The 15236-nt window shown below is 66.8% G+C and carries 11 protein-coding genes; 6 read left to right on the top strand and 5 right to left on the bottom strand.

All coding sequences use genetic code 11. The features are described from left to right. Positions 1–52: 52 nt before the first annotated feature. Entirely contained in the window at positions 53–2173 is a 2121-nt protein-coding gene (locus tag AC5RUO_RS19330; protein WP_494104391.1) for a Stk1 family PASTA domain-containing Ser/Thr kinase, read from the top strand. 31 nt (positions 2174–2204) lie between these two features. Here AC5RUO_RS19330 and AC5RUO_RS19325 read toward each other — a convergent pair whose 3' ends face one another. Both AC5RUO_RS19325 and AC5RUO_RS19320 read right to left on the bottom strand, forming a co-directional pair. Next, a complete protein-coding gene (locus AC5RUO_RS19325) occupies positions 2205–3599 on the bottom strand; it encodes a class II 3-deoxy-7-phosphoheptulonate synthase (protein WP_494011967.1) in 1395 nt (464 codons plus the stop codon). Between the two features lie 94 nt (positions 3600–3693). Next, on the bottom strand, positions 3694–4509 hold the full coding sequence (locus AC5RUO_RS19320) for a lysophospholipid acyltransferase family protein (protein ID WP_494011968.1): 816 nt from the start codon (positions 4507–4509) through the stop codon (positions 3694–3696). A gap of 111 nt (positions 4510–4620) precedes the next feature. Here AC5RUO_RS19320 and AC5RUO_RS19315 point away from each other — a divergent pair, with 111 nt between their 5' ends. The 3 genes from AC5RUO_RS19315 to AC5RUO_RS19305 are packed head-to-tail and all read left to right on the top strand — an operon-like array spanning position 4621 to position 6756. After that, positions 4621–5409, top strand: coding sequence for an alpha/beta hydrolase (locus AC5RUO_RS19315; protein ID WP_494011969.1), 789 nt, complete (start codon positions 4621–4623; stop codon positions 5407–5409). Beyond that, entirely contained in the window at positions 5406–6206 is an 801-nt protein-coding gene (locus AC5RUO_RS19310; RefSeq protein ID WP_494104390.1) for an alpha/beta hydrolase, read from the top strand. The genes AC5RUO_RS19315 and AC5RUO_RS19310 overlap by 4 nt, the downstream gene beginning before the upstream one ends. Continuing rightward, on the top strand, positions 6193–6756 hold the full coding sequence (locus AC5RUO_RS19305; protein WP_494104389.1) for a hypothetical protein: 564 nt from the start codon (positions 6193–6195) through the stop codon (positions 6754–6756). The genes AC5RUO_RS19310 and AC5RUO_RS19305 overlap by 14 nt, the downstream gene beginning before the upstream one ends. A 4-nt stretch (positions 6757–6760) precedes the next feature. Here AC5RUO_RS19305 and AC5RUO_RS19300 read toward each other — a convergent pair whose 3' ends face one another. Beyond that, complete coding sequence (locus AC5RUO_RS19300) at positions 6761–7852, bottom strand: ROK family glucokinase (RefSeq protein WP_494104388.1); 1092 nt, start codon at positions 7850–7852, stop codon at positions 6761–6763. Positions 7853–8027: 175 nt separating this feature from the next. Between AC5RUO_RS19300 and AC5RUO_RS19295 the strand changes: the two genes are divergently transcribed. Beyond that, positions 8028–9836, top strand: coding sequence for an AMP-dependent synthetase/ligase (locus AC5RUO_RS19295; protein WP_494104387.1), 1809 nt, complete (start codon positions 8028–8030; stop codon positions 9834–9836). Between the two features lie 59 nt (positions 9837–9895). Here AC5RUO_RS19295 and AC5RUO_RS19290 read toward each other — a convergent pair whose 3' ends face one another. Beyond that, entirely contained in the window at positions 9896–13294 is a 3399-nt protein-coding gene (locus AC5RUO_RS19290) for a pyruvate carboxylase (protein WP_494011974.1), read from the bottom strand. A 301-nt stretch (positions 13295–13595) separates the two neighbouring features. Here AC5RUO_RS19290 and AC5RUO_RS19285 point away from each other — a divergent pair, with 301 nt between their 5' ends. Continuing rightward, positions 13596–14414 (top strand): ParA family protein, encoded by an 819-nt coding sequence (locus tag AC5RUO_RS19285; protein WP_494104386.1) that lies wholly within the window; start codon positions 13596–13598, stop codon positions 14412–14414. 106 nt (positions 14415–14520) lie between these two features. On the opposite strand, the gene AC5RUO_RS19280 is transcribed toward AC5RUO_RS19285, so the two are convergent. Continuing rightward, a complete protein-coding gene (locus AC5RUO_RS19280; protein WP_009358601.1) occupies positions 14521–15114 on the bottom strand; it encodes a MerR family transcriptional regulator in 594 nt (197 codons plus the stop codon). Positions 15115–15236 lie beyond the last annotated feature (122 nt).

Below are 15236 nucleotides of genomic sequence, written 5' to 3'. Positions count from 1 at the left end.
CCGGACCGATGATGGGTTCGGACCCTTTTCATTGCGGGATTAGGATCAAAGGGTGCAGGAACACGTCTCTGACCCCTTTGTGGGAACGCTGGTGGACAACCGCTACACCGTGCAGTCCCGGCTCGCCCGCGGCGGCATGTCCACGGTTTACCTGGCCGTGGACCAGAGGCTGGAGCGCGCCGTTGCACTGAAGGTGCTGCACCCGCACTTGGCCGCGGATGAGAGCTTCCTCGGCAGGCTGGGGCGGGAGGCGAAGGCGGCGGCCCGGCTCTCGCACCCCCATGTTGTGGGGGTCCTGGACCAGGGCCATGACGGCCACACCGCCTACCTGGTCATGGAATACATCAAGGGCCACACCCTTCGCGACGTCATTAACGACAAGGGGGCCTTGCCGCCGCGGCTCGCACTTGCCCTGATTGATCCCGTGGTGGAAGGACTGGCAGCGGCCCATACCGCGGGCTTCATCCACCGCGACGTGAAACCCGAAAACGTCCTGATCGCCGACGACGGCAGGATCAAGATCGGCGACTTCGGCCTTGCCCGGGCGGTCACCTCGTCCACGAGCTCCGGGACACTGATGGGAACCGTCGCCTATGTCCCGCCCGAGATCGTCCTGGGCCGGCCGGCAGATGCCCGGAGCGACGTCTACTCAGTGGGCATCATGCTGTTTGAAATGCTGACCGGGCAACAGCCGTTCAAAGGCGACGTCCCCATCCAGGTGGCCTACCAGCATGTCAACGGCACAGTGGGTCCGCCGTCGGCTCTGGTGCCCGGGCTGGCCGGCGAGCTGGACGAGCTCGTGCAATGGTGTACGGCCAATGACCCGGAGAACCGGCCAGTGGATGCGAATGCGCTCCTCCAGGAGCTGCGGCACATTCGGACCAACCTGACCGATTCCGAGCTGGACCTGCATCCTCCGGCCGCCGCCGGGACCCCAGCGCCTGCCTCCCCCGGCGCCCAGGAGACAGCCCCGGTCCAGGATGCAGCTTCCCGGAATCACACAGAGTTCATTGCGCAAACCAACAACCCCACCACGGTCATGCCCTCGGGCAGGCCGGCGCCGCCTGTCCATGGACCCGCGCTGGGGCGCGAGCCTGCGCGGCCGGCTCCCGGAGCCGGCCGGGGCAGCCACATCCTTACCCCTCCCGGGGAGGATGTGGAGGAACCCTGGGCGCCCCCGGCACCCCAGCTCAGCAAGCGGGCACAGCGCAAGGCTGAGAAGGAGGACGAGAAGGCCCGCGCCCGGGCCGCCGCGACCCCTGTCCGTTCACTCCGCGAAGGCAGTGCCCGACGGCGAGGCGTCCTGTGGGTGGTGGTCCTTGTCCTCGCGGCCCTGCTCGCCACGGGAGCGGGCTGGTTCTTCGGTATGGGCCCCGGGGCTGCGGCCACCATCCCGGCCGTGGCAAACAGGACGGTGGCGGAGGCCCAGCAGCTCCTCAGTGAAGCAGGATTCAGGTCCACCACGAGGGACGTATTCGACGACGATGTTCCCAGCGGGCTGGTGGTGGGAAGCGAGCCGGAGGCCGGAACGGAAATCCGAAAGTTCCAGCCTGTATCGCTTTATGTGTCCAAGGGCCCGCAGCTTTTCCCTCTGCCGCAACTCTCCGGCGGCACGCTGGACGAGGCCAAGGACGCCCTGAACGGTGCCGAAATGGCGCTGGGTACGGTCACCGCGGAATTCAACGAGGACGTGCCTGCCGGCATTGTCCTGTCCCAGGAGCCGGCTGCCGGGACGCCGGCCAGGCATGGAACGCCGGTGGCCCTGGTGGTTTCCAAGGGACCTGAGCCCATCCCCGTCCCCTCCGTGGTGGGCCAGGACGAGGATGATGCCGTGGACGCCATCGAGGCGGCCGGGCTGCAGGCTGAGGTGGCCCGCGAAGAGGTGTTTGACCGGAATGTGCCCGAGGGTGCTGTTGTCAGCCAGTCGCCTGCCAGCGGGACGCTTACCCGCGGCGGCACCGTGACCCTGACCATTTCCAAGGGCCCTCGAATGGTGGAGGTTCCCAGCTTCATCGGGCGGCAGGCGAACGAAGCCAGGCGGGCGCTCGAGGCACTGGGCTTCGAGGTCCGGGTGAACAATGTGCTGGGCGGCTTCTTTGGAACAGTCCGCGCCCAGGACCCCGTGGACACAGAGGTCCCCGAAGGGTCCGTCATAACGCTGACCGTGGTGTAGGCGGCCCGGCCGCCCACGCCATCCGGCAGGGTCAGTGCTTGGCGAGTGCGCCGGCCACCAGGAATGCCATTTCCAGGGACTGCATGTGGTTCAGCCGCGGGTCGCAGACCGACTCGTAGCGGTCCAGGAAAGCATCCTGGTCGATGGGATCGGCGCCGCCAAGGCACTCAGCCACATCGTCGCCGGTCATCTCCACATGCAGGCCGCCGGGCACCGTTCCCAGGGCATGGTGCACCTCAAAGAAGCCGCGCACCTCGTCAATGACGTCGTCGAAGTTCCTCGTCTTGTACCCGTTGGGGGACGTCACAGTGTTGCCGTGCATGGGGTCGGTGACCCACAGCACCTGGGCGCCGGAGGCAGTAACCTTCTCGACGACGGCGGGCAGCTTCTCCCGGATGTTGCCGGCACCCATCCGAGTGATGAACGTCAGGCGTCCCGGTTCGCGTTCCGGATCCAGTTTGTCGATCAGGCGCAGGGCGTCATCGCCGGTGGTCGAGGGACCAAGCTTGACGCCGATCGGGTTCCGGACGCGGGACAGGAAGTCCACATGGGCATGGTCCAGTTCGCGGGTCCGCTCCCCGATCCACAGGAAGTGGGCGGAGGTGTCGTACGGGAAGCCGGTCCGGGAGTCGATCCGGGTCAGCGCCCGCTCGTAGTCCAGCAGCAGGGCCTCGTGGCTGGCGAAGAACTCGACGCGCTTGAGCGCCTCAAAATCCGCACCGCAGGAGTCCATGAATTTGATGGCCCGGTCGATGTCCCTGGCCAGCGACTCGTAGCGGGCGTGGGCAGGGTTTTCGGTGAAGCCCTTGTTCCACTGGTGCACCGAGCGGAGGTCGGCGAAGCCGCCCTGCGTGAAGGCCCGGATGAGGTTCAGCGTGGATGCGGAGGTGTGGTAGGCGCGGAGCATGCGCGAGGCGTCGTGGCCGCGTGATTCGGGGGTGAACTCGTAGCCGTTGACGATGTCGCCGCGGTAGGCCGGCAGGGTGACACCGTTCCGGGTCTCGTCATTGGAGGAACGCGGCTTGGCGAACTGGCCGGCCATCCGGCCCATCTTGATCACGGGCATGGCAGCGCCGTACGTCAGCACGACGGCCATCTGGAGGATGGTCTTGACCCTGGCGCTGATCTTGTCCGCCGTGGCGGCCTCGAAAGTTTCCGCGCAGTCGCCGCCCTGCAGGAGGAACGCCTTCCCCTGGGCAGCAGCGGCGAGCCGCTCGCGCAGGATGTCCACTTCACCGGCAAACACCAGCGGGGGGAGCACGGAAAGTTCCTTGACGGAGGCGTCGAAAACTTCCTGGTCCTGCCAGCTGGGTTGCTGGGAAATGGGAAGGTCCCGCCAGTCGTCCAGTCCGGGATAGTTGGCGGCTCCGCTCTGGGCGGTGCTGGACAGCGAAAAGGCAGGTTTTGCAGATAGCTCAGTCACCATCTAAGACTAACGGCAGCGCAGGACCACTGGACACCGCACCGTCACGCTGGCCGGCGTCCGCGTCACAACCCCCATGCGTGAAAAAGCCCGCCCATCAGCCGGTGGCGGCAGCACCGCCGTCGTCCGTCCGGTCCTGCTGCCTCACACCGCGGCCGGGAACGGGATCCGCGGGGTTCACGCCGCCCGCCGGCGATGCCAGAGGTTCTGCGCTTGCCTCGGGTTCGACCGGCCTGCCGGCCAGCCGGAGCTTCACTACCGCCGCGTACTCGTCAACATATTCCTGCCCGGAAAGCCGCTGCAGTTCGAACATGATCTGGTCCGTGACTTTCCGCTGGACATCGCGGTCCTCTGCCTGGTCCCGGTAGGCCGTGAAGTCCAACGGCTCACCGAAGATCATGCCGATCCTGCGGATATTGGGCAGCCGTTTGCCGATCGGCTGCACCTTGTCCGTGCCGATCATGGCCACCGGGATGACCGGAACGCCGGCCTCCAGCGCCAGCCGGGCAACACCCACCTTGCCGCGGTAAAGCCTGGCGTCCGGGCTGCGGGTGCCCTCAGGGTAGATGCCGAGCAGCCCGCCGTGGTTGAGCACGTCCATCCCGGCGCTGAGGGATGCCGCAGATGCCGCACCGCCGGAGCGGTCCATGGGCAGCTGGTTGGTCAGCCGGAAGAACAGGGCTGTCAGCCGGCCCTTGATGCCGGTGCCCGTGAAGTATTCCATCTTGGCCAGGAAGACCACGGGGCGGCGGACCATCAGCGGCAGGAAGATGGAATCGGAGAACGACAGGTGGTTGGAAGCGATGATCGCCGCACCCTGGCCGGGGATGTTGTCAAGGCCCTTGACCCAGGGGCGGAAAAGCAGCTTCAGGACCGGACCGAGGAAGATCCTCTTCATGACCCAATAGAACACGTGGTGAACCTCTCCGGAAGGCGGCCCCCAGGCTCCGCACCGGGCCTGGTCAGCAGTTCAATGCAACCCTACTCTAGTGAGATTTGGCCGGAACAGTGACACGATGGACTCATGACTGAAAGCAGCGTCCCGCCCCGCCCTGCCGCTTTCAGCTATCCCGGGCATGGAGCAAACGCGCAGGTGGGCGTGGCAATCTGCCATGGATTCACCGGCAGCCCGCTGAGCGTGCTGCCGTGGGCCGAGCACCTGGCCGGGCAGGGATATGCCGTCTCGGTCCCGCTGCTGCCCGGGCACGGAACGGACTGGCGCCAGCTGGCCAGGACAGGATGGAGCGACTGGTACAGCAGCTACGAGACCGCCTTCCTGGAGCTCCAGGCACGCACCGAAACGTGCTTTGTGGCGGGACTGTCCATGGGCGGGGCGGTGGCCCTGCTGACCGCCTCCCGGCATCCGGTGGCAGGGGTCTCGGTGGTGAATCCGGGGCTCAGTTTTTACGACCGCCGCATCCATATTATTGGGGTGCTCAAATACTTCCAGCGCACAACCATCCCCATCCAGGAGGACCAGCCGACGGCGCCAGCCACCGAAGACGGTGACTACTCCCGCACGCCGCTGGCGGCCGTGCACGAGCTCAAGAAGCTCTTTGGCGCCGCAATCCGCGGCTTGCCCCGCATCACGGCACCGGTCCAGGTCTTCAAGTCCAGGACGGACATTGTGGTTCCGCCCACGTCGTTGGCATTGCTCCAGCAACGGCTCGGCCCGCACCTCACTGAGGTGGTGGACCTTGCCAGCAGCGGCCATGTGGCTACGCTGGACGTGGACGCGCCGGAGATCTTCGCCAGGTCCAGCGCCTTCATCCGCGCCCATGCCCGATTGACCAGCACTTCGGAGACACCATGACGTCCAGCCCGGACCACAGTCCCTTCACCAGCGCGTCCAGCGGGGACGGGCCCAGGACCGGCGTAGTCCTCTCCCATGGCTTCACCGGCAGCCCCCATGGACTCCGCCTGTGGGCGCAGGCCTTTGCCACTGCCGGATTCGCTGTGCGCATGCCATTGCTGCCGGGACATGGCACCAGCTGGCAGGACCTCGCCCGGACCCGCTGGCAGCAGTGGCACGGCGCGCTGGATGATGCCTACCTGGAGCTGGAAGCGGAGTGCGACCACGTGTTTGCGGCGGGGCTGAGCATGGGCGGCGCGCTGGCCCTGCGGGTTGCGGCCACACGCCCCGTGGCGGGAGTGGTGCTGGTCAATCCCGCGCTGGTGATCGACGATCCCAGGGCTCCGCTCGCGGGCATCCTCAAGCTGGTGTTGAAATCCACGCCGGCCATTGCCAACGACATCCTCAAGGAAGGCATGGACGAGGGCGCGTATACCCGCACTCCGGTAGCGGCGGCCCATGAGATGAACAAGATGTTCAGGGACACCATCCGGCTGCTCCCCCGGATCACCGCCCCCGTGCAGGTCTACAAGTCCACCGTGGACCACGTGGTCTCCGATGCGAGCATTGCCGCGCTGCGACGCGGCTTGAGCGCGCCCGTGGAGCTGGTCCGGCTCGACAACAGCTATCACGTGGCCACCATGGATAACGACGCCGAACGCATCTTCCAGGGGTCGGTGGAGTTTATCCGCCGGGTGCTGGCCGCCGGCGAAGCCCCGGCGGCGGGAAGCCAGGAGGTGCAGCATGAACAGGCATGACTCCGGTTCCCCCGACTCTGCGGACCAGGGAGCGAACCAGGACGACGCCGTCTGGCTGGACCTGGTGGCGCGGCTGGAAGCTGACACCGCTTCCGGGCCGCCGGATCCCCGCACCCCGGATCCGGCGCCGCCCGCAGAGCCGGAGGCTCCGGCAGCCCGGGGAACCGCGTCCTTCCGCGATTTCGATCCCTTGGGCCTGGCGGGCGCAGCCCCGGCCGAACCGTCTGCGGCGCAGCGCCAGGCAAGGGCCGGCCAGGGCCGGAACGGGGATGCGCCGGAGGGCCCCCGGCACTATGCAGTGGACGACGACGGCGGCGACTTCATCCCTGAAGAACCCCCGAGCCTGGCCGGCACGGACCCGCTGACCATGCTGGCGTGGCTGGCGGCGGTGGGCGGGCCGGTAGCCCTGCTGCTCTCGGCGATGTTCTGGCGTTCCGCGCCGCTGCTGGCGGTTGTGGGCATCGTGGCCGCGTTCGTGCTGGGAACGGTTTACCTGATCATGAAGCTCCCGCAGGAAAAAGACGAGGACGACGACGGCGCCCGGGTCTAGCGGGTCAGTGGCGGACCCGGCCGCTGACCCGCGACAGGTCCGCCGCCCCGATCAGTCCGGCATTGGGCCCCAGGGCGGCAAGCTCGATCCCGGCGGCGGGACGGAAGCCGCGCCCTGTAAGGTTCCGCGCGAACGCCTTCTGAGCCGGTTCAACCAGCAGGTTTCCGGCCGAGCACAGTCCGCCGCCAATCACGAACAGGCCGGGATCGAGCGCTGCTGCCAGGTTCGCGAGGCCCAGGCCGAGCCATTCGCCCACTTCCTCGAGCAGCTCACGGGAGGCAGTGTCGCCGGCCAGCGCGAGGTCGGTCACCACGGCCCCGGTGATGGTGTCAGCGCGGCCGCCGACTGCTGCGAGCAGGTCCTGCGCCATTGGGGAGTTACTGCGGGCCAGGATCCTGGCTTCGCGCCCCAGGGCATTGCCGGAGGCATACTGCTCCCAGCATCCGCGGTTGCCGCACTCGCAACGGTGCCCGCCCGGCATGATGATCTGGTGGCCGAACTCGCCGGCCACCCCGAACCGGCCGCGCTCCACCCTGCCGTCCATGACCATCGCACCGCCGATGCCGGTGCCGAGGGTGATGCAGACCAGCCGGTCCTCACCCCGGCCGGCACCGAAGCGCCATTCAGCCCAGGCCGCGGCATCGGCGTCGTTCGCCAGCAGCACGGGCCTCCGCAAGAGCTGCTGCAGGTTGGCCCTGAGGGGCTCATTGCGCCATGCCAGGTGCGGACTGAACAGTACGGTGCCGCCGTCGAGGTCCATCCAGCCGGCCGCGCCTATTCCAACCGAGCGGATGCGCTGTCCCCTGCCCAGCTCTTCCACGAGTTCCACGATGACCTGCTCAACCTCGCGCGGATCCGTGCCCGGCGTGGAGCGGCGCGCCTCGCTAAGGATCCTGCCTTCGGTATCCACCACTCCGGCCGCCACCTTGGTGCCGCCAATGTCGATACCTATGGCCAGTCCCTTCCGGCCAAGCCGCACCTGCCCGTGGAAGCCGTCACCCCCTCTTCTGCCTGCCCGGTAGGGGGCGGAGCGGCGCCGCCAAGGGACGGCCCTGCTAAGGGGACCGGCCTGCTCGCCGGAAAATTGTGCGTACATAGTTCCCCATTCTAGGTTTTGCACCCATGGGCGGCGGGACCGCTCCTCGTGCAGCGGGAGCCATTGACGGATAAGTTACTCACCAGTACGTTTAAGTGCTGCACTGCTCCCGCACCGGCGTACTACTCTGTAGGCATACCCCTGAAGCGGGAGTTCGGATATCAAAGGAGCTATAGTGCGCGAATTCAGTGTTCCGCCTCTTGTTGTTGTTCCACCGGAAACGAATATCACCGATCTGGTGCTGCGGCAGGCGAACAAAGCCAGCAACCCGGCACTGTTCTCGCGCCTTGATTCAGCGGGTGCCTGGCAGGATGTTTCCGCCACCGAGTTCCTTGCCGACGTCAAAGCGCTTGCCAAGGGGTTGATTGCCAGTGGCGTCGGCGTGGGTGACCGCGTTGGCATCATGTCCCGCACCCGGTACGAATGGTCCCTGGTGGATTTTGCCATCTGGTTCGCCGGCGGCGTCTCCGTCCCGATCTACGAAACCTCGTCCCCGTCCCAGGTTGCCTGGAACCTTGGCGACTCCGGCGCCGTGGCCGCCTTTGGCGAAGCCGCGCACCACGAGAACGTCATCCGGCAGGCCGTAACGGCGGAAGGCCTGACTGGCCTCCAGCATGTCTGGCAGCTGGAAGGTGCAGGCCTGGATGCCCTCCGCGCGGCCGGATCAGGGATCAGCGACGAGGAGCTTGAGTCCCGCCGGACTGCCGCCAAACTGTCCGATCTCGCAACGATCATCTACACCTCGGGCACCACCGGACGCCCCAAGGGTTGCGAGCTGACCCACGGCAACTTCGTCGAACTCTCCGACAACGCCTTGGCCATCATCGGCGAGATTGTCCATGAGAACGCCAAGACCATCATGTTCCTGCCGCTGGCCCACGTCTTCGCACGGTTCATTTCGGTACTGGCCATGGGCGCCGGCACCACCGTTGCCCATACACCGGACATCAAGAACCTGCTGTCGGACCTGCAGAGCTATGAGCCCACCTTCATCCTCGCAGTCCCGCGGGTATTCGAGAAGGTCTACAACTCTGCCATGACCAAGGCGGAGGACGGCGGCAAGGGAGCCATTTTCCACAAGGCGGCGGATACGGCCATCGCCTTCTCCAAGGCACGGCAGGCCGGGCGGGTGGGACTGGGGCTGAAACTGCGCCACGCCTTGTTCGACAAGCTGGTCTACAGCAAACTCCGGGCAGCGATGGGCGGCCATGTCGCCCACGCGGTGTCCGGGGGCGGGCCCCTCGGCGAACGGCTGGGCCACTTTTTCCAAGGCATCGGCCTCCAGGTCCTGGAAGGCTACGGCCTGACCGAGACCACGGCTCCCATCTCCGTCAACACCCCGTCCCGGATCAAGATCGGTTCGGTCGGCAAGCCGCTGCCCGGGAACGCCGTGAGGATCGCCGAGGACGGCGAGATCCTGGCCAAGGGCGTCTGCGTCATGCGCGGCTACTACAAGCGTGAGGACCTGTCAGCGGAAACGTTCACCGACAGCTGGTTCCGCACGGGCGACATCGGCCGCCTGGACGAGGACGGCTTCCTCTGGATCACCGGGCGCAAGAAGGAAATCATTGTCACGGCCGGCGGCAAGAACGTCATTCCCGCCCTGCTTGAGGACCAGATCCGCGCCGACGCCCTGGTGTCCCAGGTGCTGGTGGTGGGCGACAACCGGCCGTTCATCGGCGCCTTGGTGACCCTGGACCAGGAAGCCCTGCCGGGCTGGCTGCAGCGCCACGGGCTGCCCGCGGACACCACCCTGGACCAGGCCGCCGCCAACCCTGTGGTCAAGGCCGCGGTCCAGGACCTGATCACGGCGGCCAACGGCTCCGTGTCCCAGGCGGAGGCCATCAAGTCGTTCCGGATCGTGCCTGCCGATTTCACCGAGGCCTCCGGCCACCTGACCCCTTCCATGAAGGTCAAGCGGGCGCAGGTCATGAAGGACTTCGAGACAATCATCGAGGAAATGTACGCGGCGCCGCGTTCCTGACGCCGGCAACAACAAAGGGTCCTTCACTCGTGAAGGACCCTTTGTTGTTATGGCTGGTGTTACTGCTCGACCACCAGGAGCAGGTCTCCGCCCTGCACCTGCTCCACCGAGGAGATGGCGAGGCGGGAAACCTTGCCGCCCACCGGCGTCGTAATGGAAGCCTCCATCTTCATCGCCTCGATGGTGGCCACGGTGTCTCCGGCGTTGACGGTCTCGCCGGCCTTGACCGTGACGGTCACGGCACCGGCGAACGGGGCCGCAACGTGGCCCGGCTGCGCCGGGTCTGCCTTCTCGGCGGACTTGACGTTGCTCACCACCGAACGGTCGCGCACCACCACGGGCCGGGACTGGCCGTTGAGGGTACACATCACGGTGCGCATGCCCTTCTCGTCGGGCTCCGACACTGCCTCCAGGGAGGCGATCAGCCGGACGCCCTTCTCCAGCTGGATCTCGTGCTCCTGGCCGCGCTGGAGCCCGTACAGGTAATCGCGCGTATCCAGGACAGAGATGTTGCCGTAGGTCTCCACGCTCTTCAGGTAGTCCTTGGTGGGGCCGTCGAAGAGCAGACGGTTCAGCGTGTGCTGGCGGGTCTTGGAGTCGGACTTCAAGGCAGCGCTGTCCTCGGAGCTGAGCTCGGCGTCGCGGACCTTCACGCTCCGGCCCTGCAGGGCCTTGGTGCGGAAGGGCTCCGGCCATCCTCCGGGGGGATCACCGAGCTCGCCGGACAGGAAGCCGATGACGGAATCCGGGATGTCGTAGTTCTGCGGGTTCTCGTTGAAGTCGGCGGGGTCCGCGTTGAGGCCCACCAGGTGCAGGGCGAGGTCGCCCACAACCTTGGAGGACGGCGTTACCTTGACCAGGTGGCCCAGGATGCGGTCGGCAGCGGTGTACATGTCCTCAATGGCTTCAAACCGCTCCCCCAGGCCCAGCGCCATTGCCTGCTGCCGCAGGTTGGACAGCTGGCCGCCCGGGATCTCGTGCTTGTAAACCCGGCCGGTGGGGCCCGGAAGGCCCGACTCGAACGGGGCGTAAACCCTGCGGACCGCTTCCCAGTAGGGCTCCAGGGAGCTGACGGCGTCCAGATCCAGGCCGGTATCGCGCGGAGTGTGCTCCAGGGCCGCTACCAAAGCCGACGCCGACACCTGGCTGGTGGTGCCGGCCAGGGATGCGGAGGCCACGTCCACAGCGTCCACGCCTGCGTCCACAGCCGCCAGGAGTGTGGCCAGCTGGCCGCCCGCGGTGTCGTGGGTGTGCAGGTGCACCGGCAGGTCGAAACGTTCCCGCAGGGCCGCGACAAGCCTGGCGGCCGCAGCGGGACGCAGGAGGCCCGCCATGTCCTTGATGGCCAGGATGTGCGCACCGGCGTCGACGATCTTCTGGGCCAGCCCAAGGTAGTAGTCCAGCGTGTACAGCGTTTCCTTGGGGTCCAGCATGTCGCCGGTGTAGCACAGCGCCACTTCGGCGACGGCGGTGCCCGTGGCGCGGACGGCGCGGATCGCGGGTGCCATCTGGCTGACGTCGTTCAGCGCGTCGAAGATGCGGAAGATGTCGATGCCTGTTGCTGCGGCCTCGTTGACGAACGCCTCGGTGACCTCTTCCGGGTACGGCGTGTAGCCCACCGTATTGCGGCCGCGGAGCAGCATCTGCAGGCAGACGTTCGGCAGCGCCTTGCGCAGCGCCACCAGCCGGTCCCAGGGGTCTTCGCCGAGGAAGCGGAGTGCGACGTCGTAGGTGGCGCCGCCCCAGCACTCGACCGACAGCAGTTCCGGCATGAGCGCGGTCACGGCAGGACCGGCGGCAACAAGGTCGCGGGTGCGGACACGGGTTGCAAGCAGGGATTGGTGTGCGTCGCGGAACGTTGTGTCCGTCACCGCCACTGCCTGCTGCTCCCGGAGCGCCCTGGCGAACCCTTCCGGTCCCAGTTCAAGGAGCTTCTGCCGTGAGCCGGCGGCGGCCGGCCGGTCCTTGACGGACGGAAGCTTGTCTGCCGGATTGGAGTGGACCGTCAGCTCGCCGTTCGGCTTGTTGACGGTGACCTCGGCCAGCCAGGTGAGGAGCTTGGTGCCACGGTCGGCGGACACCCTGGCCTTGAGCAGCTGGGGGCGTTCGTCGATGAAGTTGGTGGCGACGTCGCCGGCGATGAAGTCCGGATCGTCGAGCACGGCCTGCAGGAAGGAGATGTTGGTTGAGACGCCGCGGATGCGGAATTCTGCCAGGGCACGGCGGGCGCGTGCCACGGCGGCGGGGTAGTCCCGGCCGCGGCAGGTGAGCTTGACCAGCATGGAGTCGAAGTGGGGGCTGATCTCGGCACCCGAGTAGACGGTGCCGCCGTCCAGCCGGACGCCTGCGCCGCCGGCGGAACGGTAGCCGGTGATCTTTCCGACGTCGGGCCGGAAGCCGTTGGCGGGGTCCTCGGTGGTGATGCGGCTCTGCAGGGCCGCGCCCTTGAGGTGGACGGTTTCCTGGGAAAGGCCGAGGTCTGCAAGCGTCTCGCCGGAGGCGATCCGCATCTGCGCCTGCACCAGGTCGACGTCGGTCACCTCTTCGGTGACAGTGTGCTCCACCTGGATGCGCGGGTTCATTTCAATGAACACGTGCTGGCCGGCGCGTTCACCGGCGGTGTCCACGAGGAACTCAACCGTGCCGGCATTGACGTAGTTGAGCGCCTTGGCAAACTTGACGGCGTCGCGGTAGAGGGCCTGGCGGATGCCCTCGTCCAGGTTGGGCGCCGGAGCGATCTCGATGACCTTCTGGTGGCGGCGCTGAATGGAGCAGTCACGCTCAAACAGGTGCATGACGTTGCCCTCGGCGTCGGCCAGGATCTGCACTTCGATGTGGCGGGGGCGCAGGACGGCCTGCTCCAGGAACATGGTGGGGTCGCCGAAAGCGGCATCGGCTTCACGCATGGCGGACTTCAGCGCTTCGGGCAGCGCCTCACGGGTGTCCACCCGGCGCATGCCGCGGCCACCGCCGCCCGCCACTGCCTTTGCAAAGATGGGGAAGCCGATCTCGTCCGCAGCTGCAAGGAGTTCGTCCAGGTCCTTGGAGGGTTCACTGGATTTAAGGACGGGCACGCCGGCCTCGCGGGCGGCCTTGAGCGCCGCCACCTTGTTGCCTGCCAGTTCCAGCACTTCCGCCGGCGGACCAACAAAGGTAATGCCGGCTTCCTTGGCTGCACGGGCCAGGTCCGGATTCTCGGACAGGAAACCGTAGCCGGGGTAGATGGCGTCCGCACCGGACTCCTTGGCCACCCGGATGACCTCTTTGACGTCCAGGTAGGCCCGGACGGGGTGTCCTTCTTCGCCGATCAGGTACGCCTCGTCCGCTTTCTGGCGGTGGATGGAGTTCCTGTCCTCTTGGGGAAAAACGGCAACGGTCTTGGCGCCCAGCTCGTAGCCGGCGCGGAAGGCCCTGATCGCGATTTCGCCGCGGTTGGCCACCAGAACTTTGGAAAACATACTTCTCCTGCATCATTGCGGGTGGATCGGTGAGTGGTCACAGTGTCTAGGACCTACAAGGACAAACACAAATCTTTGTGTCGACCATCACAAATTTCCCCGTCATGTCCCGATCGCTTCCGCCTGTCGCGGCGGAAAGCGCCCCGGCAGCACAGTGGATGCCATGCCGACCCCCGATAAGGCGGGATTCGCCAACGCATCCACATATGATGAGTAGGGCGGCAGGACCGTCCGGCTTCGGCGCTGCCGGAGCAAACATTACTCCCAACACGGCATCCGGCGTTAGGTTTTGGTCTCTCAAGTGCAAGTAGTCAGCATCAGCAGCCTTAAGGGTGGAGTCGGCAAGACTTCCGTCACCACAGGATTGGCGTCTGCGGCGCTGGCCGCGGGCGTCAGCACGCTGGTGGTGGACCTCGATCCGCACGCCGACGCAACTACCGCATTGGGCGTTCAGCCCGGGGACCAGCTGGATATCGGCAGGATGCTCAAGAGCCCGCGCCGCGCCAAACTGGCGGAGAACGTCCTTGGCAGCAGCTGGACGGCCCGGGCCGCCTCCAACGGTTCCGGCACCGCGGTCCTGGACGTCGCCGTCGGCTCGGCCTATACGGGTATTTACGACCGGCCGGACCTTGGCCGTCGCGACCTCCGCCGGCTCTCGACGGTCCTGGCCGGCGCGGACAAGTACCAGCTGGTCCTGGTCGACTGCCCGCCGTCATTGAACGGGCTTACCCGGATGGCCTGGTCCGCCAGCGACAAGGTTGCCCTCGTGGCCGAGCCGGGACTCTTCTCCGTGGCGGGTACGGAACGCACCATGCGGGCCATCCAGCTGTTCCGGCAGGAATTCGCCCCCAACCTCTCCCCGGCGGGCATTGTGGCCAACCGGGTCCGCACCGGTTCCTCCGAGCACAGTTACCGGCTGGCGGAAATGGAGTCCATGTTCGGCGAGCTCCTCCTGAGCCCGCGCATCCCGGAGCAGGCCAACTGGCAGCAGATCCAGGGCGCCGCCCACCCGGTGCACCACTGGCCGGGAGAGTCGGCGAAGTCTGCCGCTGCCCTCTTCGATGACCTGCTGGCCAACCTGATGGAAGTGGGCAGCGGGCTGCGCAGCCGCGCCAGGTAGGCCTGGCGCGTCCTGGCCGACGCCGCGCGGGACCGGTACCGGACCACCAGACAGCAAGAGGGCCGCTCCCATGGGAGCGGCCCTCTGCCTTTTAAGTCAGGGAGGCTCAGCTGATCTTGCGTGCTGCGCGGCGCTTGCTCAGCTCGTCGTCGGGAAAGGATTGTTCGGCGGCGTGTTCACTGGGCAGCGAAGCAAGGCTGCCTTCCACCTCGCGCCAGACCCGGCCCACGGCAATGCCGAACACGCCCTGCCCGCCCTGGACGAGGTCGATGACTTCGTCAGCCGAGGTGCACTCGTACACGCTGGCGCCATCGCTCATCAGGGTGATCTGCGCCAGGTCCTCGACGCCGCGTTCACGCAGGTGTTCCACCGCGGTGCGGATCTGCTGCAGGGAAACGCCCGTGTCCAGGAGCCGCTTGACCACCTTGAGGACCAGGATGTCGCGGAAGCCGTACAGCCGCTGGGATCCGGAGCCGGCAGCGCCGCGGACGGCGGGTTCCACCAGCCCGGTGCGTGCCCAGTAGTCCAGTTGCCGGTAGGTAATGCCGGCCGCCTTGCATGCGGTGGGTCCGCGGTATCCGGCGTCCTCGTCCAGCACGGGAAGGTCCTCGGTGAACAGGAGGCCCTGGGCACCGCTTGCCGGCACAGCAACACCAGCCGTGGGTTGTTTCAGCCCGCCTGCTTCGCCTTTGGGACTCACCTGGATCCTCCTTGTCCTGCGCTCCCGGGGAACACCTGCAGCAGCTGGCATGAAAAGCATGCATGTAATTTTCGCGGGGCGCACTTTCCAGTGTGACTTGCGCGGCTGCCGTAGGCAATGGG

The sequence above is a fragment of the Arthrobacter sp. Y3221087 genome (assembly GCF_059089905.1).
Note: the sequence above shows the minus strand (reverse complement) of the source record. Positions and strands in the feature narration are given on the sequence as shown.

Bases quoted from the DNA above. Each gene is read 5' to 3' on its own strand.
- AC5RUO_RS19305 (WP_494104389.1), top strand. From the start codon at position 6,193: ATGAACAGGCATGACTCCGGTTCCCCCGACTCTGCGGACCAGGGAGCG.
- AC5RUO_RS19300 (WP_494104388.1), bottom strand. From the start codon at position 7,852: ATGTACGCACAATTTTCCGGCGAGCAGGCCGGTCCCCTTAGCAGGGCC.
- AC5RUO_RS19315 (WP_494011969.1), top strand. From the start codon at position 4,621: ATGACTGAAAGCAGCGTCCCGCCCCGCCCTGCCGCTTTCAGCTATCCC.
- AC5RUO_RS19325 (WP_494011967.1), bottom strand. From the start codon at position 3,599: ATGGTGACTGAGCTATCTGCAAAACCTGCCTTTTCGCTGTCCAGCACC.
- AC5RUO_RS19290 (WP_494011974.1), bottom strand. From the start codon at position 13,294: ATGTTTTCCAAAGTTCTGGTGGCCAACCGCGGCGAAATCGCGATCAGG.
- AC5RUO_RS19310 (WP_494104390.1), top strand. From the start codon at position 5,406: ATGACGTCCAGCCCGGACCACAGTCCCTTCACCAGCGCGTCCAGCGGG.